17 protein-coding genes are annotated in these 19,665 nt (G+C 68.0%); all 17 read right to left on the bottom strand.

Annotated features, from left to right (window positions below; translation table 11 throughout):
- Nucleotides 1-70 precede the first annotated feature (70 nt).
- Nucleotides 71-1,279, bottom strand: a complete 1,209-nt coding sequence (ftsZ, locus tag BLS74_RS07010) for a cell division protein FtsZ (protein ID WP_093104025.1) — start codon at nucleotides 1,277-1,279, stop codon at nucleotides 71-73.
- Nucleotides 1,280-1,437: 158 nt separating this feature from the next.
- Nucleotides 1,438-2,667 carry a cell division protein FtsA gene (gene ftsA / locus BLS74_RS07005; RefSeq protein ID WP_093104023.1) on the bottom strand — a complete coding sequence of 410 codons (1,230 nt, stop codon included), beginning with the start codon at nucleotides 2,665-2,667 and terminating at the stop codon, nucleotides 1,438-1,440.
- 16 nt (nucleotides 2,668-2,683) lie between these two features.
- Nucleotides 2,684-3,466 (bottom strand): cell division protein FtsQ/DivIB, encoded by a 783-nt coding sequence (locus BLS74_RS07000; RefSeq protein WP_093104022.1) that lies wholly within the window; start codon nucleotides 3,464-3,466, stop codon nucleotides 2,684-2,686.
- On the bottom strand, nucleotides 3,466-4,425 hold the full coding sequence (locus tag BLS74_RS06995) for a D-alanine--D-alanine ligase (protein ID WP_093104020.1): 960 nt from the start codon (nucleotides 4,423-4,425) through the stop codon (nucleotides 3,466-3,468). The genes BLS74_RS07000 and BLS74_RS06995 overlap by 1 nt, the downstream gene beginning before the upstream one ends.
- The gene (gene murC / locus BLS74_RS06990) at nucleotides 4,422-5,879 is read right to left on the bottom strand and encodes a UDP-N-acetylmuramate--L-alanine ligase (protein ID WP_093104019.1); all 1,458 of its coding nucleotides are present in this window, start codon (nucleotides 5,877-5,879) and stop codon (nucleotides 4,422-4,424) included. The genes BLS74_RS06995 and murC overlap by 4 nt, the downstream gene beginning before the upstream one ends.
- Entirely contained in the window at nucleotides 5,876-6,937 is a 1,062-nt protein-coding gene (gene murG / locus BLS74_RS06985; RefSeq protein WP_093104017.1) for an undecaprenyldiphospho-muramoylpentapeptide beta-N-acetylglucosaminyltransferase, read from the bottom strand. The genes murC and murG overlap by 4 nt, the downstream gene beginning before the upstream one ends.
- The gene (ftsW, locus tag BLS74_RS06980) at nucleotides 6,934-8,226 is read right to left on the bottom strand and encodes a putative lipid II flippase FtsW (RefSeq protein WP_093104016.1); all 1,293 of its coding nucleotides are present in this window, start codon (nucleotides 8,224-8,226) and stop codon (nucleotides 6,934-6,936) included. Before ftsW ends, murG begins: the two co-directional genes overlap by 4 nt.
- Nucleotides 8,223-9,905, bottom strand: coding sequence for a UDP-N-acetylmuramoyl-L-alanine--D-glutamate ligase (gene murD / locus BLS74_RS06975; RefSeq protein ID WP_093104014.1), 1,683 nt, complete (start codon nucleotides 9,903-9,905; stop codon nucleotides 8,223-8,225). The genes ftsW and murD overlap by 4 nt, the downstream gene beginning before the upstream one ends.
- Before the next feature lie 5 nt (nucleotides 9,906-9,910).
- Nucleotides 9,911-11,089, bottom strand: coding sequence for a phospho-N-acetylmuramoyl-pentapeptide-transferase (gene mraY, locus BLS74_RS06970; protein ID WP_093104012.1), 1,179 nt, complete (start codon nucleotides 11,087-11,089; stop codon nucleotides 9,911-9,913).
- Nucleotides 11,090-11,105: 16 nt separating this feature from the next.
- Nucleotides 11,106-12,551: a UDP-N-acetylmuramoyl-tripeptide--D-alanyl-D-alanine ligase gene (gene murF, locus BLS74_RS06965; protein WP_093104011.1), complete on the bottom strand. Its 1,446-nt coding sequence runs from the start codon at nucleotides 12,549-12,551 to the stop codon at nucleotides 11,106-11,108.
- Complete coding sequence (locus tag BLS74_RS06960; RefSeq protein ID WP_093104009.1) at nucleotides 12,548-14,032, bottom strand: UDP-N-acetylmuramoyl-L-alanyl-D-glutamate--2,6-diaminopimelate ligase; 1,485 nt, start codon at nucleotides 14,030-14,032, stop codon at nucleotides 12,548-12,550. Before BLS74_RS06960 ends, murF begins: the two co-directional genes overlap by 4 nt.
- Nucleotides 14,032-15,789 carry a peptidoglycan D,D-transpeptidase FtsI family protein gene (locus BLS74_RS06955; protein ID WP_093104008.1) on the bottom strand — a complete coding sequence of 586 codons (1,758 nt, stop codon included), beginning with the start codon at nucleotides 15,787-15,789 and terminating at the stop codon, nucleotides 14,032-14,034. Before BLS74_RS06955 ends, BLS74_RS06960 begins: the two co-directional genes overlap by 1 nt.
- On the bottom strand, nucleotides 15,786-16,148 hold the full coding sequence (gene ftsL, locus BLS74_RS06950) for a cell division protein FtsL (protein ID WP_093104006.1): 363 nt from the start codon (nucleotides 16,146-16,148) through the stop codon (nucleotides 15,786-15,788). Before ftsL ends, BLS74_RS06955 begins: the two co-directional genes overlap by 4 nt.
- A gap of 2 nt (nucleotides 16,149-16,150) precedes the next feature.
- Complete coding sequence (rsmH, locus tag BLS74_RS06945) at nucleotides 16,151-17,071, bottom strand: 16S rRNA (cytosine(1402)-N(4))-methyltransferase RsmH (protein WP_093104004.1); 921 nt, start codon at nucleotides 17,069-17,071, stop codon at nucleotides 16,151-16,153.
- A gap of 8 nt (nucleotides 17,072-17,079) precedes the next feature.
- On the bottom strand, nucleotides 17,080-17,508 hold the full coding sequence (gene mraZ / locus BLS74_RS06940; RefSeq protein ID WP_093104177.1) for a division/cell wall cluster transcriptional repressor MraZ: 429 nt from the start codon (nucleotides 17,506-17,508) through the stop codon (nucleotides 17,080-17,082).
- A gap of 259 nt (nucleotides 17,509-17,767) precedes the next feature.
- Entirely contained in the window at nucleotides 17,768-19,093 is a 1,326-nt protein-coding gene (gene hslU / locus BLS74_RS06935) for an ATP-dependent protease ATPase subunit HslU (protein WP_093104003.1), read from the bottom strand.
- Between the two features lie 19 nt (nucleotides 19,094-19,112).
- On the bottom strand, nucleotides 19,113-19,658 hold the full coding sequence (gene hslV, locus BLS74_RS06930; protein ID WP_093104001.1) for an ATP-dependent protease subunit HslV: 546 nt from the start codon (nucleotides 19,656-19,658) through the stop codon (nucleotides 19,113-19,115).
- Between the last annotated feature and the right edge of the window lie 7 nt (nucleotides 19,659-19,665).

The raw sequence follows: 19,665 nt of genomic DNA, 5'->3' as shown, positions 1-19,665 counted from the left end.
TTTTAGGAGGGCGAGGCGCCCGGCGTGCCGTGCGCCTCGCTATGTCCGTGATAGCTGCCATCTGGGACGGTCAATCGGCCTGGCGGCGGAGAAAGGCCGGGATCTCGAAATCATCCATCCCACCCGAGGACAGCGCATCCACTTTGGCAGCGGCCATGGTGCGGTTGGTGCGCCACACGCTGGGCACCGCCATGCCGTCGTAGTTGGGCTGGCCGCTCGCATGCCCGTGGCCCGCGCCGCCGAGCGTCGGCACGTTGAACGGGATGTTGTCGGTGCCGGTGCGGATCACTTCCAGCGTCGGCGCCTGGCGGCGCGCATCCGCGCGCGAGAGGCCGGTCGCGACCACGGTCACGCGCATCTCGTCGCCCAGGTTGTCGTCGTAGGCAGCGCCGTAGATCACGTGCGCGTCCGGCGAAGCGTAGGCACGGATGGTGTTCATCGCGAGCTTCGATTCGCTGAGCTTCAACGAGGACTTCGACGCCGTCACCAGCACCAGCACGCCCTTGGCGCCCGAGAGGTCGATGCCTTCGAGCAGCGGGCAGGCCACGGCCTGTTCGGCGGCGATGCGCGCGCGGTCCGGGCCGGCGGCCGCGGCGGTGCCCATCATGGCCTTGCCGGGCTCGCCCATCACGGTGCGCACGTCTTCGAAGTCGACGTTCACGCCGCCGTACTCGTTGATGATTTCCGAGATGCCGCCGACCGCGTTCTTGAGCACGTCGTTGGCATGCGCAAAGGCCTCGTCCTGCGTGACGTCCTCGCCCAGCACGTCGAGCAGCTTCTCATTGAGCACCACGATCAGCGAATCGACATTCGCCTCGAGCTCGGCCAGGCCGGCATCGGCGTTGGTCATGCGGCGGCCGCCTTCCCAGTCGAAGGGCTTGGTCACCACGCCCACGGTGAGAATGCCCATCTCCTTGGCCACGCGCGCGATCACCGGCGCCGCGCCGGTGCCGGTGCCGCCGCCCATGCCGGCCGTGATGAACAGCATGTGCGCGCCGGCGATGGCTTCGCGGATGTCGTCGATCGCGGCTTCCGCAGCATCGCGCCCCTTCTCGGGCTTGCTGCCGGCGCCCAGCCCGTTGGTACCGAGCTGGATGGTCTTGTGCGCGTTGCTGCGCGAGAGCGCCTGCGCGTCGGTGTTGGCGCAGACGAACTGAACGCCCTGCACGCCGCGCTCCATCATGTGCGCGACCGCATTGCCGCCGCCGCCTCCGACGCCGATCACCTTGATCTGCGTGCCTAGGTTGAACTCTTCGATTTCGATCATTTCGATGGCCATTTCTGACTCCTTGAATATTTGCAGTTGCCGTGTATGTATGAGTGAATTTTTTCTAGGGAACCGTCAACGATCGAACGGTGGGCCGGTTCGTCGCCATCGCTCGTTGAAATGACGTTGAGGACTTCCGCGTGCCAACCAAAGTGGGTAGAAGTTCATGATCAGAAGTTCCCCACGATGAAGTCCTTGAAGCGTCCGAAGGCCGTCTTGACAGAGCCGTTCTTCTGCGCCACCTTGAAGCCGCGCAGCCGCGCATAGCGCGCCTCCTCGAGCAGGCCCATCACGGTCGCGGCGCGCGGCTGCGCCACCATGTCCGACAACGCGCTCGAATACTTCGGGATGCCGCGCCGCACCGGCTTCAGGAAGATGTCTTCGCCGAGCTCGACCATACCGGGCATCACGGCGCTGCCGCCGGTCAGAACCACGCCCGAGGAGAGCACCTCTTCGTAGCCCGACTCGCGCACCACCTGCTGCACCAGCGAGAAGATCTCTTCCACCCGCGGCTCGATCACGCCGGCCAGCGCCTGCTTGCTCAGCATGCGCGGCCCGCGGTCGCCCAGGCCGGGCACCTCGACCTGCGTGTCCGGATCGGCCAATAGCTGCTTGGCATAGCCGTTCTCGACCTTGATGTCCTCGGCGTCCTTGGTCGGCGTGCGCAGCGCCATCGCGATGTCGCTGGTGATCAGGTCGCCGGCGATCGGGATCACCGCCGTGTGGCGGATCGCACCGTTGGTGAAGATCGCGACGTCGGTGGTGCCGGCGCCGATATCGACCAGCACCACGCCCAGCTCGCGCTCGTCCTCGGTCAGCACCGCCAGGCTGGAGGCCAGCGGGTTCAGCATCAGCTGGTCGACCTCCAGGCCGCAGCGGCGCACGCACTTGATGATGTTCTCGGCCGCGCTCTGGGCGCCGGTGACGATGTGCACCTTGGCCTCGAGACGCATGCCGCTCATGCCGATCGGCTCCTTCACGTCCTGGCCGTCGATCACGAACTCCTGCGGCTCCACCAAGAGCAGGCGCTGGTCGCTCGAGATGTTGATCGCGCGCGCCGTCTCCACCACGCGGGCCACGTCCGCCTGCGTGACTTCCTTGTCCTTGACCGCGACCATGCCGCTCGAGTTGATGCCGCGGATGTGGCTGCCGGTGATGCCGGTGTAGACGCGGCTGATCTTGCAGTCGGCCATCAGCTCGGCTTCCTTGAGCGCCTGCTGGATGCTCTGCACGGTGGCGTCGATGTTCACCACCACGCCGCGCTTGAGCCCGTTGCTGGGCGCAATGCCGAGCCCGGCCAGCTTGAGCTCGCCGTTGGGCAGCACTTCGGCCACCACCGCCATCACCTTGGCGGTGCCGATGTCGAGTCCGACAACCAGGTCTTTGTATTCCTTGGACATGAAGCTTCCTCAGTTCCTATTTCTTCTTGGGGTCGGTGACGACCGTGGTGACACCGCGCAAGCGCAGCGCGTAGCCTTCGTTGTGCCGCAGGTCGGCGCCCTCGACCGAAGCGACCGTGCGCCCGTACTGCCGCGCGACCGGCGCCACCGTGACCAGAAAACGCTGCGTGCGCGCCGCCACTTCCTCGCTCTGCCCGCGGCCGAGTTCGATCGCGGCGCCGGTGTCCAGCACCGCGCGCCAGCTGCCGCGGCTCGACAGCGCGAGCGTGTCGAGCGACAGCTCGTAGGGCGCAAACAGCGGCTGCAGCACGCGGTACATGCCCAGCACCTGGCCGGACTGCTCGGTCGGCCCGTCCAGCCGCGGCAGGCTGTCGTCGACCTCGGCCACGTTGGCCTCGAACACTTCGCCGAAGCCGTTGATGAGGCGCGATTGCGCCTCATCGCCCCAGTGCGCCACCGGCACATGCTCGGTGAGGGTGGCGCGCAGCTTGTTCGGGAACTCGCGCCGCACCACCGCCTTGCGCACCCACGGTACGGCCTCGAAGGCGGCACGCGCGCGCGCCAGGTCGACCGTGAAGAAGTTGCCCGCCAGCTGCGGCGCGACGTTGGCGCGCAACGTGACCGCGTTGTTGTGCGTGACCTCGCCGTCGACCTTGATGCCGGCCAGCGGGAAGAAGGGCTGGCGCAGCACCCACCATGCGCCCGCCGCCAGCAACACGAGCGCGAACAACGCGTACACCAGGGTCGCGGTCACGTTCATGAGCTTGACGTCGAAGGGCACGGGGATGCTGGCAGCCATCAGACCTCCGCTTTCGAGTCCAGGGTGGCCGATGCCAGCACGCGCAGGCACAGGTCCTCGTAGGAGATGCCGGCCGCGCGCGCCGACATGGGCACCAGCGAATGGGTGGTCATGCCGGGCGAGGTGTTCATCTCCAGCAGGAAGGGCTTGCGGTCGCTGGCGCGGATCATCAGGTCGGCGCGGCCCCAGCCGCGGCAGCCGAGCTGGTGGTAGGCCGCCAGCGTGATGCGCCGGATCTCCTGCTCCTCCGCATCGGACAGGCCGCTCGGGCAGTGGTACTTCACGTCGTCGGTGAAGTACTTGTTCTGGTAGTCGTAGGCGCCCTCGGGCGCGGCGATGCGCACCACCGGCAGCGCCTCGGCGCCGAGGCCGCCGCCGAGCACGGCGCAGGTGACTTCCTCGCCCTCGATGAACTCCTCGCAGAGCACGTCGGTGTCGTAGCCGACGGCCAGCGTCACGGCGTCCTGCATCTGCGAGTAGCCCTCGACCTTGGTCACGCCGATGGAGGAACCCTCGCGCGGCGGCTTCACGATCAGCGGCAGCCCCAGCACGTCGGGCACGGCCAGCACCTGCTCGCGGCTCTGCTGGTCGAAGGCCAGGCGCACATAGCGCGGCGTCGGCAGGCCGTCGGCCTGCCAGATGCGCTTGGTCATGACCTTGTCCATCGCCACGCTCGAGGCCATCACGCCGGAGCCGGTGTAGGGAATGCCGAGCAGTTCCAGCGCGCCCTGCACCGTGCCGTCCTCGCCGTGTCGGCCATGCAGTACGACGAAGCAGCGTGCGAAGCCTTCGTGCTTGAGCTCGACCAGCTCGCGCTCGGCCGGATCGAAGGCGTGGGCGTCGACGCCGCGCGAGCGCAGTGCCTCCAGCACGCCGGTGCCCGACATGATGGAAATCTCGCGTTCGGCCGACGTGCCGCCGAAAAGCACGGCCACCTTGCCGAAGTCCTGCGGGTTCACAGTGCTCTCCCTTCGCGCGTGAAGCGCTCCGACTTCTTGGAAGAGGCCGCGCCGCCGAGCTCGACCACCTTGGCGGGCACGGCGCCGATCGAGCCCGCACCCATGCAGATCACCACGTCGCCCTCGCGCGCGTTGTCGAGGATGGCCTGCGGCATGTCCGCGATCTCGTCGACGAACACCGGCTCCACTTTGCCCGCCACGCGCAGCGCGCGTGCCAGCGAGCGGCCGTCGGCGGCCACGATCGGCGCTTCACCGGCCGCATAGACCTCGCCCAGCAGCACCGCGTCGGCCGCGCCGATGACCTTGACGAAATCCTCGAAGCAGTCGCGCGTGCGCGTGAAGCGGTGCGGCTGGAAAGCCAGCACCAGGCGCCGCCCCGGGAAAGCGCCGCGCGCGGCGGCGATGGTGGCCGCCATCTCGACCGGGTGGTGGCCGTAATCGTCGATCAGCGTGAAGCTGCCGGGCCCGTGTGCGCGCGGCAGCTTGACCTCGCCGTAGCGCTGGAAGCGCCGGCCCACGCCCTTGAAGTCGGCCAGGCCGCGCTGCACCGCCTCGTCGGGTACGTTGAGCTCGACCGCCACCGCGATCACTGACAGCGCATTGCGCACGTTGTGCTCGCCGGGCAGGTTCAGCACGATGTCCAGGTCCGGCAGCGTAACGCCGTTGCGCCGCTGCGCGGTGAAGTGCATCTGCGCGCCGACCGCGCGCACGTTGACCGCACGCACCTGCGCGTCCTCGCTGAAGCCGTAGCTGGTGACCGGGCAGGACACCTCGGTCACGATCTCGCGCACCGCCGGATCGTCGGTGCAGAGGATCGCCGTGCCATAGAAAGGCATGCGATGCAGGAAATCGACGAAAGCCTTCTTGAGCTTCGCGAAATCGTGCCCGTAGGTCTCCATGTGGTCGGCATCGATGTTCGTGACCACCGCCATCACCGGCAGCAGGTTCAGGAAAGAAGCGTCCGACTCGTCGGCCTCGACCACGATGTAGTCGCCGCTGCCGAGCTGCGCATTGGCGCCCGCGCTGTTGAGCCGGCCGCCGATGACGAAGGTCGGATCGAGCCCTGCCGCCGCGAGCACGCTCGCGACCAGGCTGGTCGTCGTGGTCTTGCCGTGCGTGCCGGCGATCGCGATGCCCTGCTTGAGCCGCATCAGCTCGGCCAGCATCAGCGCCCGCGGCACGACAGGGATGCGCTTCTCGCGCGCGGCGACCACCTCGGGGTTGTCGGCATTCACGGCGGTGGAAGTCACGACCGCGTCGGCGCCCGCGATGTTCGCCGCGTCGTGGCCCACGAAGGTGGTGATGCCCAGCCCCGCGAGCCGCTTGAGCGTCGCGCTGTCGGCCAGGTCGGAGCCGGTGATCTTGTAGCCCAGGTTGAACAACACCTCGGCGATGCCGCTCATGCCGGAGCCGCCGATACCGACGAAGTGGATATGACGAATTGCGTGCTTCATTTGACAAGCTCCTCACAGGCCTGCACGAGCACGTTGACCGCCTCGGTTTTCTGCATCGTCTTGGCCTTCACGGCGCGTTCCATGAGCGCAGGGCGCCCGGTTTTCTGTAGCAAGTCGGCCAACAATTCGGGAGTCAATTCGGTTTGCTGAACGAGCCAGCCGCCGCCTGCGTCGACAAGAAAGCGCGCATTGGTGGTCTGGTGGTCGTCCACGGCGGATGGAAATGGCACGAACAGCGCTGCTGCGCCGACGGCCGCGATTTCGGTGACGGTGCTCGCGCCGGCGCGCGCGACGATCAGGTCGGCGTCGGCATAGGCGCTTGCGGTGTCTTCGATGAAAGGGGTGAGCTCGCCTTCGACGCCAGCAGCCGCATAGTTGGCGCGCAGCTCGTCGATCTGCTTGGCGCCGCTCTGGTGCGTGACCGTCGGACGCTGCTCGGGTGCGATGCGCGCGAGCGCCTTCGGCACGACGGCGTTGAGCGCCTTCGCGCCCAGGCTGCCGCCGACGACCAGCAGCTTGAGCGGACCGCTGCGGCCCGCGAAGCGCGTGGCCGGGTCGGGCTGCGAAGTGAAGGCCGCGCGCAGCGGGTTGCCGACCCACTGGGCTTTCTTCATCACGTTCGGGAACGCGGTGAAGACGCGGTCCGCGACGCTGGCAAGCACCTTGTTGGCGAGCCCGGCGACCGAGTTCTGCTCGTGCAGCACCAGCGGCTTGTTGAGCAGCACGCTCATCATGCCGCCCGGAAAGGTGATGTAGCCGCCGAGGCCAACCACCACATCGGGCTTGACGCGGCGAACGACGGCGATGCTCTGCAAAAACGCACGCAAGAGGCGCATCGGCAGCAGGAACAGCGTGATCGGACCCTTTCCGCGCACGCCGCCGAAATGCACCGGCTCGAAGGCGAAGCCGCGCGGCGGCACCAGCTTTTCTTCCATGCTGCCGGGCGCGCCCAGCCAGTGCACGCGCCAGCCGCGCTCGCGCAGGGCCTCGGCCACGGCCAGTCCCGGGAAGATATGCCCGCCCGTGCCGCCCGCCATGACCAGTGCCGTCCTGCTCATACGCGGCCTCCGCGCATGAGCACCCGGTTCTCATAGTCGATGCGCAGCACGATCGCGAGCGCGACTACGTTCATCAGGATGGCCGAGCCCCCGAAGCTCATCAGCGGCAAGGTCAGCCCCTTGGTCGGCAGCGCCCCCAGGTTCACGCCCATGTTGATGAAGGCCTGGAAGCCGATCCAGATGCCGACGCCCTGCGCCACGAGGCCGGAGAACACGCGGTCGAGCGCGATCGCCTGGCGGCCGATGTGCATGATGCGGCGCGTGAGCCAGAGGAAGAGGCCGATCGCGAGCAGCACGCCGACCAGGCCGAACTCCTCGCCGATCACCGCGAGCAGGAAGTCGGTGTGCGCCTCGGGCAGCCAGTGCAGCTTCTCGACGCTGCCACCGAGGCCGACGCCGAAGATCTCGCCGCGGCCGATCGCGATCAGCGAATGCGACAGCTGATAGCCCTTGCCCAGCGCATGCTCTTCGCTCCACGGATCGAGGTAGGCGAAGATGCGCTCGCGCCGCCACGGACTGGTGGCCACGATGGTGCCGAACGCGACGACCACCAGCGCGGCGATCACGAAGAACATGCGCGCGTTGACGCCGCCGAGGAACAGGATGCCCATCGCGATCACCGCGATCACCATGAAGGCGCCCATGTCGGGCTCCGCCATCACCAGCATGCCGACCACCACCACCGCGATGCCCATCGGCAACACGGCGCGGAAGAAGCGCTCCTTGATTTCCATCTTGCGCACCATGTAGCTGGCGGCGTAGAGGATCATCGCGAGCTTAGCCAGCTCGGAAGGCTGGAAGCGCATGAAGCCCATCGGCAGCCAGCGACGCGCGCCGTTGACGTTGATGCCAATGTGCGGAATCAGCACCGCGACCAGCAGCAGCAGCGAGGCGACGAAGAGCCAGGGCGCCGCGCGCTCCCAGATCGCCATCGGTATCTGGAAGGCCAAGAGCGCGGCGATGAAGGCGATCACCACCGAGGCCGCATGGCGCGTGAGGAAGAAGGCCGGGCCGTAGCCCTGGCGCGCGAAGCGCGGGTTGTCCGGCAATGCGATGGAGGCCGAATAGACCATCACCAGGCCCCAGGCGAGCAAGGCGACCGTGACCCAGACCAGCGCCTGGTCGAAGCCCAGCACGCGCACCGGCGCCGCCTTGGTCTGCGTCATCCCGGCATTGCCGAGACGCACCGGCAGGTGCATGGGCAGCGCGTCGATGCCGCTCGTGGCGCGGCTGAACCAGCCGGCGAAGCGGCTCGTCTTGTTGGGGGTGGCTGCGGCGGTCGTGCTCATGCGAGCTCCTCCCCGCCGGTGCCCCGCGGTGCCTCGGCGAGTTCCTGCACCGCCTCGCAGAACACCGTCGCGCGGTGTTCGTAGTCCTTGAACATGTCGAAGCTCGCGCAGGCCGGCGACAGCAGCACGGCATCGCCGGGATGCGCGCGGCCGGCGGCCAGCGTCACGGCCTCGGGCAGCGAGGCGGCGGGCAGCAGCGGCACGCCGGTCGATGCCAGCGCCGCCTCGATCAGCGGCGCGTCGCGGCCGATCAGCACCACGGCGCGCACGTACTGGCGCACCGGTTCCGCGAGCGGCGCGAAGTCCTGGCCCTTGCCCTCGCCGCCGAGGATCACGACCAGGCGGCGCTCTTCGCCCAGCCCGATCAGGGCCGCGACCGTCGCGCCCACGTTGGTGCCCTTGCTGTCGTCGAAATACTCGACCTCGTCGACGATCATGACCGGCTCGACCCGATGCGGCTCGCCACGGTATTCGCGCAGGCCGTAGAGCATGGGCGCGAGCTGGCAGCCGGCCGCGGCGGCGAGCGCGAGCGCCGCCAGGGCGTTGAGGGCGTTGTGCCGGCCGCGGATGCGCAGCGCATCGGCCGGCATCAGGCGCTGGATGTGGATCTCTTCCTCTTCGGCCGCGGCGCCGCGCTTGCGCTTCTGCGTCTCGTCGGCTTCCAGCGCGCGCACCAGCCAGGGCATTCCATTCAGCCGTTCGAGCCCGTAGTCGCCGGGACGCAGCGGCATGCCGACGCCGAACGTGACGATGCTGCGCGGCGACTGGCCCTTCGCCAGCTTCACCGGCGCGGGCCGCATCGCCATCACCGCCTCGTCCTCGCGATTGAGCACCATGGTGCCCTTGGCGCCGAAGATACGCGCCTTGGCCGCTGCGTAAGAAGCCATGTCGCCATGCCAGTCGAGGTGGTCCTGCGTCAGGTTGAGCACCGCGGCCGCGGTCGGCTCGAAGCCCTGCACGCCGTCGAGCTGGAAGCTCGAGAGCTCGAGCACCCACACCTCGGGCAGCGTGCCGGCGTCGAGGTGCGCGGCCAGCGTGTCGAGCAAGGTGGGGCCGATGTTGCCGGCCACCGCGACCGTCTTGCCGGCGCGTTCCACCAGTTGGCCGGCGAGCGCGGTGACCGTCGTCTTGCCATTGGTGCCGGTCACGGCCAGCACCGCCGGCGTGTAGCCCTGGGGCGCCGGCGGGACGGGCACGAGGATCGGGGTCGGCGCTTCGGCGTCGTCGTCGTCGTCCTCGATAGCGGCGGATTCGGCTTCCTGCTCCTGCGGCGGCGACACCGGCGCCGGCTCGGCCTCTTCCACCGGCGCATCAACTGCGTCGGCAGCTTCCACGGTGCGCAGGTCCGCCAGCGCCTGCGCGAACAGATCGAGCTCGCCGCCCACGGGAAGGCCCATGGCGCGCGCCGCATCGACCACCACCGCGATCGAAGCCGGCGACAGGCCCGGCGAGCGATAGACGGCGCGCACCGACGTGCCTTCGACCAGTGCGGCCGAGAACGGCCCGCCGACAAAATCCGCTTCGGGCAGCTCGGCAAGCAGCGCATCGCGCTGCGGCGGCGCCTCGCGGGTGTCGGCCACGGTCAGCCTGGCGCCATGGCGCGCGCACCAGCGCGCCATCGCCAGTCCCGAGGCGCCCAGGCCCAGGATCAGCACGTGTTGGTCTTGAAGATGCCGCATGTGTCCTACCGCAGCTTCAAGGTGGAAAGACCCACCAGGCACAACAGCATGGTGATGATCCAGAAACGCACCACGACCTGCGTCTCGCGCCAGCCGCTCTTCTCGAAGTGGTGGTGCAAGGGCGCCATCTTGAGCACGCGGCGGCCTTCGCCGAAGCGCTTCTTGGTGTACTTGAAGTAGGTCACCTGCGCCATCACCGAGATCGCCTCGACCACGAAGATGCCGCCCATGACGAAGAACACGATTTCCTGGCGCACGATCACCGCGATGGTGCCGAGCGCGCCGCCCAGCGCGAGCGCGCCCACATCGCCCATGAAGACCTGCGCCGGATGGGTGTTGAACCAGAGGAAGGCGAGCCCGGCGCCGGCCATGGCCGAGCAGAACACCAGCAGTTCGCCCGAGCCCGGGATGTGCGGGAACAGCAGGTACTTGGAATAGACCGCGCTGCCGGTCACGTAGGCGAACACGCCCAGGGCGGAGCCGACCATCACCACCGGCATGATCGCCAGGCCGTCGAGCCCGTCGGTCAGGTTCACCGCGTTGCTGGCGCCGACGATCACGAGGTAGGTCAGGATCACGAAGCCGATGCCGCCGAGCGGGTAGCTCACTTCCTTGAAGAAGGGCACCAGGAGGTTGATCTTGGGCGGAAAGTCGAGGTCGAAGCCCGAGCCGACCCAGCTGTAGAACAGCTCGAGCACGCGCCAGTTGGAGCTTTCGGAGATGCTGAACAGCAGGTAGAAGCCCGCCACCAGCCCGACCACCGATTGCCAGAAGTACTTCTCGCGCGAACGCATGCCTTCCGGATCTTTGCGCACCACCTTGCGCCAGTCGTCGACCCAGCCGATGGCGCCGAAGCCCAGCGTGACCCACAGCACGATCCAGACGAAGCGGTTGGACGGGTCGAACCACAGCAGCGTCGCGAAGGCGATCGAGAACAGCACCAGCACGCCGCCCATAGTTGGCGTGCCGCTCTTGGTCAGGTGCGTCTCCATGCCGTAGCCGCGTATCGGCTGGCCGATCTTGAGCGCGGCAAGGCGGCGGATCACGTAGGGCCCGGCCAGGAGGCCGACCAGCAGCGCGGTCAGCGCGGCCATCAGCGCGCGGAAGGTCAGATACTGGAAGACGCGCAGGAAGCCGAACTCCGGCGAGAGCGTCTGCAGCCACAGGGCGAGGCTCACTAGCATGATGCGCAGGCCGGGTTCATTGGCTGCCCTCCTTGTCTTGTTGTTCTTTGGCAGCCGCCGCGACGGCCTGCACCACACGCTCCATCTGCATGAAGCGCGAGCCCTTGACCAGCATGCTGGCCGTGCGCGGCACCTGCGCCAGGACCGCCGCGTTTAGTGCCGCGATGTCGTCGAAATGCCGGGCCTCGCCGCCGCCGGCGGCCTTGAAGGCCGCGATGCCGTGCGCCGATTCGCGGCCGAGCGCGAAAAGTGTTTCGATGCCGCGCTGGCTCGCCCATGCACCGACCTCGGCGTGGAATTGCGGTCCCTGGTCGCCGACCTCGCCCATGTCGCCCAGCACCAGGAGGCGCGGGCCCGGCAGGCCGCTCAACACATCGATCGCGGCGCGCACCGAGTCGGGGTTGGCGTTGTAGCTGTCGTCGACCAGCGTGATCGTGTGCCGACCCGCGAAACGCAGCTCGGTGGCCTTCGAGCGCCCCTTGACCGGCTCGAACGCAGCCAGCCCCTCGGCGATCTTCTCGAGCGACACGCCGCTGGCGAGCGAGCAGGCCACGGCGGCGAGCGCATTGACCACGTTGTGCCGGCCGGCGATCCGCAGGGTGGACTTGATGTCGCCGAGCGGCGTGCGCGCCTCGAAGCGCCAGGCGTCTCCCCGCCATTCGGCGCCGGCCAGCGCGATGTCCGCGTCGGGCCGCTCGCCGAAGGTCAGGCAGCGGCGCGATGCACCCTCGTGCGCCATTTCGTTCCACAGCGAGGTGAAGGCGTCGCCGTAGGGGAACACGGCGGTGCCGCTGTCCGGCAGCGCGCTGATCGCCGCGCCGTTCTCGCGCGCCACCGCGTCGACGCTCGCCATGAATTCCAGGTGCTCGCGCTGCGCGTTGTTGACCAGCGCGATGGTGGGACGCGCAATCGCCGCCAGCCGCGCGATCTCGCCCGGGTGGTTCATGCCGAGCTCGACCACCGCGAGCTGGTGCTGTTCGCGCAGGCGCAGCAGCGTCAGCGGCACGCCGATCTCGTTGTTGTAGTTGCCGGCCGTCGCGAGCGCGCGCTCGGCACCGGCGGCGCGCAGGATCGACGCAATCATCTGCGTGACGGTGGTCTTGCCGTTGCTGCCGGTGACCGCGACCAGCGGCAGCTCGAACTGCGCGCGCCAGCCCGCAGCCAGGGCGCCGAGCGCAGCCAGCGTGTCCGGCACCTCGAGCCCCGGCAGCCCGGCGGCCGCCAGTCCGCGGTGCGCGATCGCAGCGACCGCGCCGCGCGCGCGCGCATCGGCCAGGAAGTCGTTGGCGTCGAAGCGTTCGCCCTTGAGGGCGACGAACAGGTCGCCGGCCGCCAGCGTGCGCGTGTCGGTGTGCACGCGCGAGATGGGCGTGGCGGGATCGCCGACCAGGCGCGCGCCCGGAATCCAGGCCTGCGCCTGGCCGAGCGTCATCATGGGTGTTCCTGGCTGATGAACGCTCATGCGCCACTCCTTAGCGTCAAGGCTTCGATCGCATGCGTTCGATCGGAAAACGCGATGCGCTCGCCGGCGATTTCCTGCCAGGCCTCGTGGCCGCGCCCGGCCAGCAACACCACGTCTTCGGGCGCGGCCTGAGCCAGCGTCTCGCGGATCGCCTTCGCGCGGTCGGGCTCGACCTGGGCTGCCTCGGGACGCGCGAGCCCGAGGAGGATCTGGCTGATGATGGCGTTGGGCTTCTCGCTGCGCGGGTTGTCGCTGGTCAGGACCACGCGGTCGGCCTGCTTTTCGGCCACCGCGGCCATCATGGGCCGCTTGGCGGTGTCGCGGTCGCCGCCGCAGCCGAACATGCACCAGAGCTGCCCGCCGCGCAGCCGCGCCAGCGGACGCAGGCCAGCTAGCGCCTTGTCGAGCGCGTCGGGCGTGTGCGCGTAGTCGACCACCGCCAGCGGCTGGCCCGCGATGGCGACGCGCTCCATGCGGCCCGGCACGCTGTCGAGCCGCGCGCAGGCCGCCACCGCTTCCTTCAGCGACAGCCCGAGCGCGCGCAGCGTGCCCAGCACGCCCAGCAGGTTCGCGACGTTGTACTGGCCGATCAGCTGCGTCTTCAGGTGTTCGGCCGGCACGCCCTGCTCGACCACCGAGAACTGCAGGCCCTGCGCGTCGTAGCCGATCTCCGTCGCCCGGAGGCGGGCCGGCGCGCCGGCGGCCGACACGGTCCAGACGTCGAGCGCGCCGACGCCGCGCTCGATCAGGTTCGCGACCAGGCTGGCGCCGTGCACGTCGTCGATGTTGACCACCGCGGCGCGCAGGCCCGGCCAGCCGAACAGCTCGGCCTTGGCCTGCCAGTAGGCATCCATGCTGCCGTGGTAGTCGAGATGGTCCTGCGTGAAATTGGTGAACACCGCGACCGCGATCCGCGTGCCGTCGAGCCGGCGCTCCGCGATGCCGATCGAGGAGGCCTCGATCGCGCAGGCGCCGAAGCCGCGGTCCGCGTAGTTGCGCAGCTCGCGCTGCAGCATCACCGGGTCGGGCGTGGTCAGGCCGGTATAGCTCAGGTCCGGCGGCACGCCGATGCCCAGCGTGCCCATCACGGCACAGGGCGAGCGGACCGAGAGAGCCTGCGCCAGCCACCAGGCGGTGGAGGTCTTGCCGTTGGTGCCGGTGACAGCAAGCACGTCAAGCCGGGTCGAAGGATCGTCGTGGTAGGCCGCCGCGATCGGCCCGGTCGCGGCCTTGAGGCCGACGTAGCGCGCAATGGTCTCGCCTTCGAAGCCGAAGGCCTCGACGCCTTCGGCTTCGACCAGGCAGGCCGCGGCGCCCTGCGCCAGCGCGGCCGCGACATGCCGCCGGCCGTCGGTGGCCGCGCCGGGCCAGGCGACGAAACCGTCGCCCGCGCCCACCGCCCGGCTGTCGGCATGCAGCACGCCGCGCACGCGGGCCTTGAGCCAGCCGGCGGCCTCGAGGGGACTGTGCAGCGTCAGCATCAGAAGCTCTCTTCCACGCCGTTGGTCACGACCAGCGGTTTGACTGCCATGTCGGGCGGGACGTTCATCATGCGCAGCGTCTGCTGCACGACCTCGCTGAACACGGGCGCTGCCACCAGGCCGCCGAAATACTGGCCGGCGCTCGGCTCGTCGATCATCACCGCCACGATGATGCGCGGTTTCTCGATCGGTGCCATGCCGGTGAACCAAGAACGGTACTTGTTGCTCGCGTAGCCCTTGCCGACCTGCTTGTGCGCGGTGCCGGACTTGCCGCCCACCGAGTAGCCGATGGTCTGCGCGCGCTGGCCGGTGCCGCCGGGACCGGCCGCCATCTGCAGCATCTTGCGCACCGCGAGCGCGTTCTGCGGCGAGAACACCTTCACGCCCACCGCCGGGTCGGGACTCTTGAGGATGGTCGCGGGAATGATCTGCCCGTCGTGCGCGAAGGAGGTGTAGGAATGCGCCATCTGGAACAGCGAGGCCGACAGGCCGTAGCCGTAGGCCATGGTGGCCTGCTCGACCGGGCGCCAGCTCTTCCAGGGCCGCAGCCGCCCCGTCACCGCACCGGGGAACTGCAGCTGGGGCTTCTGGCCGTAGCCGAGCGCCGTGTAGGTGTCCCACATCTCGTGCGGGCTCATCTTCTGCGCGATCTTGAGCGCGCCGACGTTGCTCGACTTCTGGATCACGCCCTCGACCGTCAGCGTGCCGTAGTTGTGGGTGTCGCTGATGGTGAAGCCACCGATGCTGAATCGGCCGGGGCCGGTTTCGATCAGCGTCTGCGGCTTGATGCGGCCGGCTTCGAGCGCCATCGCGACCGTGATCGGCTTCATCGTCGAGCCGGGCTCGAAGGTGTCGGTGAGCGCGCGGTTGCGCAGCTGCTCGCCAGTGAGGTTCTGCCGCTTGTCGGGCACGTAGCTCGGGTAGTTGGCCAGCGCCAGCACCTCGCCGGTGACGGCGTCGAGCACCACCACGCTGCCGGCCTTGGCCTTGTTGGCCGTCACCGCATCGCGCAGCTTCTGGTAGGCGAAGAACTGCACCTTGCTGTCGACGCTCAACTGGATGTCGCGGCCGTCGACCGGCGGGATCTGCTCGCCCACGCCCTCGACCACGCGGCCGAGCCGGTCCTTGATGACGCGGCGCGCGCCCGCCTTGCCGGCCAGCTCCTTGTTGAACGCGAGCTCGATGCCTTCCTGGCCGTTGTCCTCGACGTTGGTGAAGCCCACCACGTGCGCGGCCGCCTCGCCCTCGGGGTACTGGCGCTTGTATTCCTTGCGCTGGTAGATGCCCTTGATGTTGAGCTCGGCGATGCGCTTGGCGATGGGCTCGTCGACCTGCCGCTTGATCCAGACGAAGGTCTTGTCCTCGTCCTCCAGCTTCTTGTCGAAGTCCTTCTGCGTCATCTCCAGCAGCCTGGCGACCTGTTTGAGCTTGGCCTTGACCTCGGGGTCGTCGCGCTCGATGTCCTCCGGAATCGCCCAGATGCTGGGCGCCACCACGCTGGAGGCGAGCAAGAGCCCGTTGCGATCGAGGATGCGGCCGCGGTTGGCCGGCAGCTCCAGCGTGCGCGTGAAGCGCACCTCGCCCTGGCGCTGGAAGAAATCGTTGCCGATCACCTGCACGTAGGCCGCGCGGCCGGCCAGCACCAGGAAGCCGAAGGCGATGCCGGCCACGATGAACTTGCTGCGCCAAACCGGCGTCTTGCTCGCGAGCAAGGGGCTGGTCGTGTATTGCACGCTGCGGCTGCTGCGGCGACTCATGGCGTGGCCCTCCGCGTCGTCGCCGCACGCGCCGGCGAGGCCGGCGTTGGCGCGGCTGCAGCCGCGGGCACCGCTGCAACCGCCGGGATCACGGTGCCGTCCTGCCGCACGTACTGGGTGATGGCCGGCGTGGTCGTGCGCATCCTGAGCTGCTCCTTGGCCAGCTTCTCCACGCGCAGCGGCGTTGCCTGCGCGCGCTTCTCGACCTGCAGCCGGTCATGGTCGAGCTCGAGCCGGCGCGCCTCGTTCTGCACGCGGTGCAGCTCGGTGAACAGCTGGCGCGACAGATACTGCGTGTGCACCAGGTAGATCGCCGAGGCCAGCACGGCCATGAGCAGCAGCAGGTTGAGGCGGGCCATGTTCAGGCTTCCGTGCGCTCGGCGACGCGCAGGATCGCGCTGCGCGCGCGGGGGTTGCCGTCCACCTCGGCCTTCGACGGCTTGACGCGTCCCAAAGCCTTCAGCTTCATCGCCTTCGGTGCAGCAAAAGGCGCGCGGCGGTCGTAGACCTCGCGCGAATGCTTGGCGATGAACTGCTTCACGATGCGGTCTTCCAGCGAGTGGAAGCTGATCACCGCGAGCCGGCCTTGGGGTTGCAGCACGGTAAGGCTCGCTTCTAGCGCCTGTTGCAGCTCTTCAAGCTCGGCGTTGATGAAAATCCGAAGAGCCTGAAATGTGCGCGTTGCAGGGTTCTGGCCCGGCTCGCGGGTTTTGACCGCGCCAGCCACGAGCTCGGCCAGCTCGGCGGTGGTTGAAATTGCGCCCCGTTCTTGTCGGCGAGCTGCAATCGCCTTTGCAATCTGAACAGCAAACCGTTCCTCGCCATAGTCACGAATCACCTCCGCAATCTGCTGTGGTTCGGCCGTTGCCAGCCATTCGGCCACGCTCTCGCCGCGCGTGGTGTCCATGCGCATGTCGAGCGGGCCGTCGAAACGAAAAGAAAAACCCCGTGCGGGGTTGTCGATCTGGGGGGAGCTGATGCCGAGGTCCATCAGCAGGCCGGCCACACTCGCCGGCGGCAGTTCCCCCACGTCCTTGAAACCCTGGTGCCGGATGGAAAAACGCGCATCCTCGATGCGCGCTGCTTCGGCCACCGCTTCCGCGTCCTTGTCGTACGCGATCAGCCGGCCGGCCGGCGCCAGCCTCTCGAGGATGGCGCGCGAATGGCCGCCGCGGCCGAAGGTGGCATCCACGTAGGTGCCGGAGGCCCGCGACGCATCGGGAAGGAGGGCTTCCACCGCTTCCTTCAACAAAACCGTCGTATGGGTCCATGCCTGTTCCACTGCCGGCCTCAGAACGAAAAGTCCTGGAAAACATCGGGCATCTCGCCCTGCGTGGCTTCGGCCTCCTTGGCGTCGTAGGTGGCCTTGTCCCAGAGCTCGAAGTTGTTGCCCATGCCCAGCAACAGAACGTCGCGCGTGATCCCCGCCGCCGAGCGCAGCTCGGGCGAGATCAGCACACGGCCGGTGCCGTCCATTTCGACGTCCATCGCATTGCCCAGGAAAACGCGCTTCCACCACTGTGCCGACATCGGCAGCGCGGCGATGCGCTCGCGGAATTTCTCCCACTCGGGACGAGGGAACAGCATCAGGCATCCGTGCGGATGCTTGGTGATCGTGAGCTGACCGGCCGCGGTGGCGCTCAGGACGTCACGATGCCGGGTCGGCACGGAGAGCCGCCCCTTGGCATCCAGACTGAGCGATGAAGCGCCTTGAAACACGACCACGAACCCCTGTGGTGGGAGGCGTCGCGCACCCAAAAGAGGCACCGCTCGACACTTTTTCCCACTTAACTGCACTTTTTTGCACTGTAGCAGGAAACACTTAGCGCGCAACGGGCCGTCGCAGGTATTTTTTGTAATGGAATCAACGACTTAGCGGTGTTTTTGCAATTCCAAGAACACCGAATTTCGTTGCAGATGAAGCACTTAGCTCACGCAATGAATGTGATGCGTGAACCGTACAAGTGAAAAGCGCCGATCAGAGGATGAATCGAGAGAGGTCTTCGTCGTGACTTAGTGCCGAGAGGCGTGCGTCCACGTAGGCGGCATCGATGCGGATCGCCTGGCCTTCGAGCTTGGTGGCGTCGAAGCTCACTTCGTCGAGCAGCCGCTCCATGACGGTCGACAGGCGCCGCGCGCCGATGTTCTCGGTGCGCTCGTTGACATCGTAGGCGATGCTCGCCAGCCGCGTGATGCTGTCGGGCGCGAATTCCAGCGTCACGCCCTCGGTCGCCAACAGCGCCTGGTACTGCTTCACCAGCGAGGCCTGGGTCTGGGTCAGGATGCTCTCGAAATCCGCCACCGAGAGCGACTGCAACTCGACGCGGATCGGGAAGCGGCCCTGCAATTCGGGGATCAGGTCGCTCGGCTTGCTCAGGTGAAAGGCACCGCTCGCGATGAAAAGGATGTGGTCGGTGCGCACTACGCCGTACTTGGTGGTCACGGACGTGCCTTCGACCAGCGGCAGCAGGTCGCGCTGCACGCCCTGGCGCGACACGTCGGCGCCCTGCGCCTCGGTGCGCGTGGCGACCTTGTCGATCTCGTCGATGAAGACGATGCCGTTCTGCTCGGCGTTGTGGATCGCCTGGGTGCGGATCTCGTCCTCGTTGACCAGCTTGGCGGCCTCCTCGTCGATCAGCAAATGCATCGCCTCGCCGATCTTGAGCTTGCGCGTCTTGCGCCGGCCCTGACTCAGCTGGCCGAACATGCCGCGCAGCTGTTCGGTCATGTCCTCCATGCCGGCGGGGCCCATGATCTCGAGCGGCGCGCGCGCTTCGGCCAGGTCGATCTCGATCTCCTTGTCGTCGAGCTGGTGTTCGCGCAGCTTCTTGCGGAAGGCCTGCCGCGTGGCATTGCCGCTGCCGTCTGTGGCGGCGCCATCGGCCAAACGCGCCGGCGGCAGCAGCACGTCGAGGATGCGCTCTTCCGCCCCGTCCTCGGCGCGCATGCGCACCTTGGCGCTCTCGCTTTCGCGCGTCTGCTTGACGGCGATTTCGGCCAAGTCGCGGATGATCGAATCGACGTCCTTGCCGACGTAGCCGACCTCGGTGAACTTGGTCGCCTCGACCTTGATGAAGGGCGCATCGGCCAGGCGCGCAAGCCGGCGCGCGATCTCGGTCTTGCCCACGCCGGTGGGGCCGATCATGAGGATGTTCTTGGGCGTGATCTCGGCGCGCAGCTTTTCCTCGACCTGCTGGCGGCGCCAGCGATTGCGCAGCGCGATCGCCACCGCGCGCTTGGCGTCGGGCTGGCCGACGATGTGGTGGTCGAGTTCGGAAACGATTTCCTGGGGGGTCATGGACATGGATGGACTCGGAGCGGCCTCACAGGGTCTCTACCGTGTGATGCATATTGGTGTAAATGCAGAGTTCGCCCGCGATCTCGAGCGATTTCTTGACGATGTCGGCGGCGCTCATCTCGGTGTGGTCGACCAGCGCCTTGGCCGCGGCCTGCGCGTAGGCGCCGCCGGAGCCGATCGCGATGATGCCGTTCTCGGGCTCCAGCACATCGCCGTTGCCGGTGATGATCAGCGAGGTGGTGGCGTCGGCCACCGCCAGCATCGCCTCGAGCCGGCGCAGCACGCGATCGGTACGCCAGTCCTTGGTGAGCTCGATGGCGGCGCGCGCCAGGTGGCCCTGATGCTTTTCGAGCTTGGCCTCGAAACGCTCGAAGAGGGTGAAGGCATCGGCGGTCGCGCCGGCAAAACCGGCGAGCACCTTGCCGTGATAGAGCCGGCGCACCTTGCGTGCGCTGCCCTTGATGACGATGTTGCCGAGGGTGACCTGGCCGTCGCCGCCGATTGCGACCTGGTCGCCGTTCGGGGTCTTGCGCCGCACGCTGATGATCGTGGTTCCGTGAAATTGTTCCATCGAAGCA

The organism is Variovorax sp. CF079 (assembly GCF_900101545.1).
Taxonomy (GTDB): domain Bacteria; phylum Pseudomonadota; class Gammaproteobacteria; order Burkholderiales; family Burkholderiaceae_C; genus Variovorax.
The sequence above is the reverse complement of the archived record's forward strand: the minus strand, read 5'-3'. Positions and strand labels throughout refer to the sequence as shown.

What these genes read in the sequence shown, in the direction of transcription:
- ftsZ (WP_093104025.1), bottom strand. Translation starts at nt 1,279, where the DNA reads ATGGCCATCGAAATGATCGAAATCGAAGAGTTCAACCTAGGCACGCAG.
- ftsA (WP_093104023.1), bottom strand. Translation starts at nt 2,667, where the DNA reads ATGTCCAAGGAATACAAAGACCTGGTTGTCGGACTCGACATCGGCACC.
- BLS74_RS07000 (WP_093104022.1), bottom strand. Translation starts at nt 3,466, where the DNA reads ATGGCTGCCAGCATCCCCGTGCCCTTCGACGTCAAGCTCATGAACGTG.
- murC (WP_093104019.1), bottom strand. Translation starts at nt 5,879, where the DNA reads ATGAAGCACGCAATTCGTCATATCCACTTCGTCGGTATCGGCGGCTCC.
- murG (WP_093104017.1), bottom strand. Translation starts at nt 6,937, where the DNA reads ATGAGCAGGACGGCACTGGTCATGGCGGGCGGCACGGGCGGGCATATC.
- ftsW (WP_093104016.1), bottom strand. Translation starts at nt 8,226, where the DNA reads ATGAGCACGACCGCCGCAGCCACCCCCAACAAGACGAGCCGCTTCGCC.
- murD (WP_093104014.1), bottom strand. Translation starts at nt 9,905, where the DNA reads ATGCGGCATCTTCAAGACCAACACGTGCTGATCCTGGGCCTGGGCGCC.
- mraY (WP_093104012.1), bottom strand. Translation starts at nt 11,089, where the DNA reads ATGCTAGTGAGCCTCGCCCTGTGGCTGCAGACGCTCTCGCCGGAGTTC.
- murF (WP_093104011.1), bottom strand. Translation starts at nt 12,551, where the DNA reads ATGAGCGTTCATCAGCCAGGAACACCCATGATGACGCTCGGCCAGGCG.
- BLS74_RS06960 (WP_093104009.1), bottom strand. Translation starts at nt 14,032, where the DNA reads ATGCTGACGCTGCACAGTCCCCTCGAGGCCGCCGGCTGGCTCAAGGCC.
- BLS74_RS06955 (WP_093104008.1), bottom strand. Translation starts at nt 15,789, where the DNA reads ATGAGTCGCCGCAGCAGCCGCAGCGTGCAATACACGACCAGCCCCTTG.
- ftsL (WP_093104006.1), bottom strand. Translation starts at nt 16,148, where the DNA reads ATGGCCCGCCTCAACCTGCTGCTGCTCATGGCCGTGCTGGCCTCGGCG.
- hslU (WP_093104003.1), bottom strand. Translation starts at nt 19,093, where the DNA reads ATGTCCATGACCCCCCAGGAAATCGTTTCCGAACTCGACCACCACATC.
- hslV (WP_093104001.1), bottom strand. Translation starts at nt 19,658, where the DNA reads ATGGAACAATTTCACGGAACCACGATCATCAGCGTGCGGCGCAAGACC.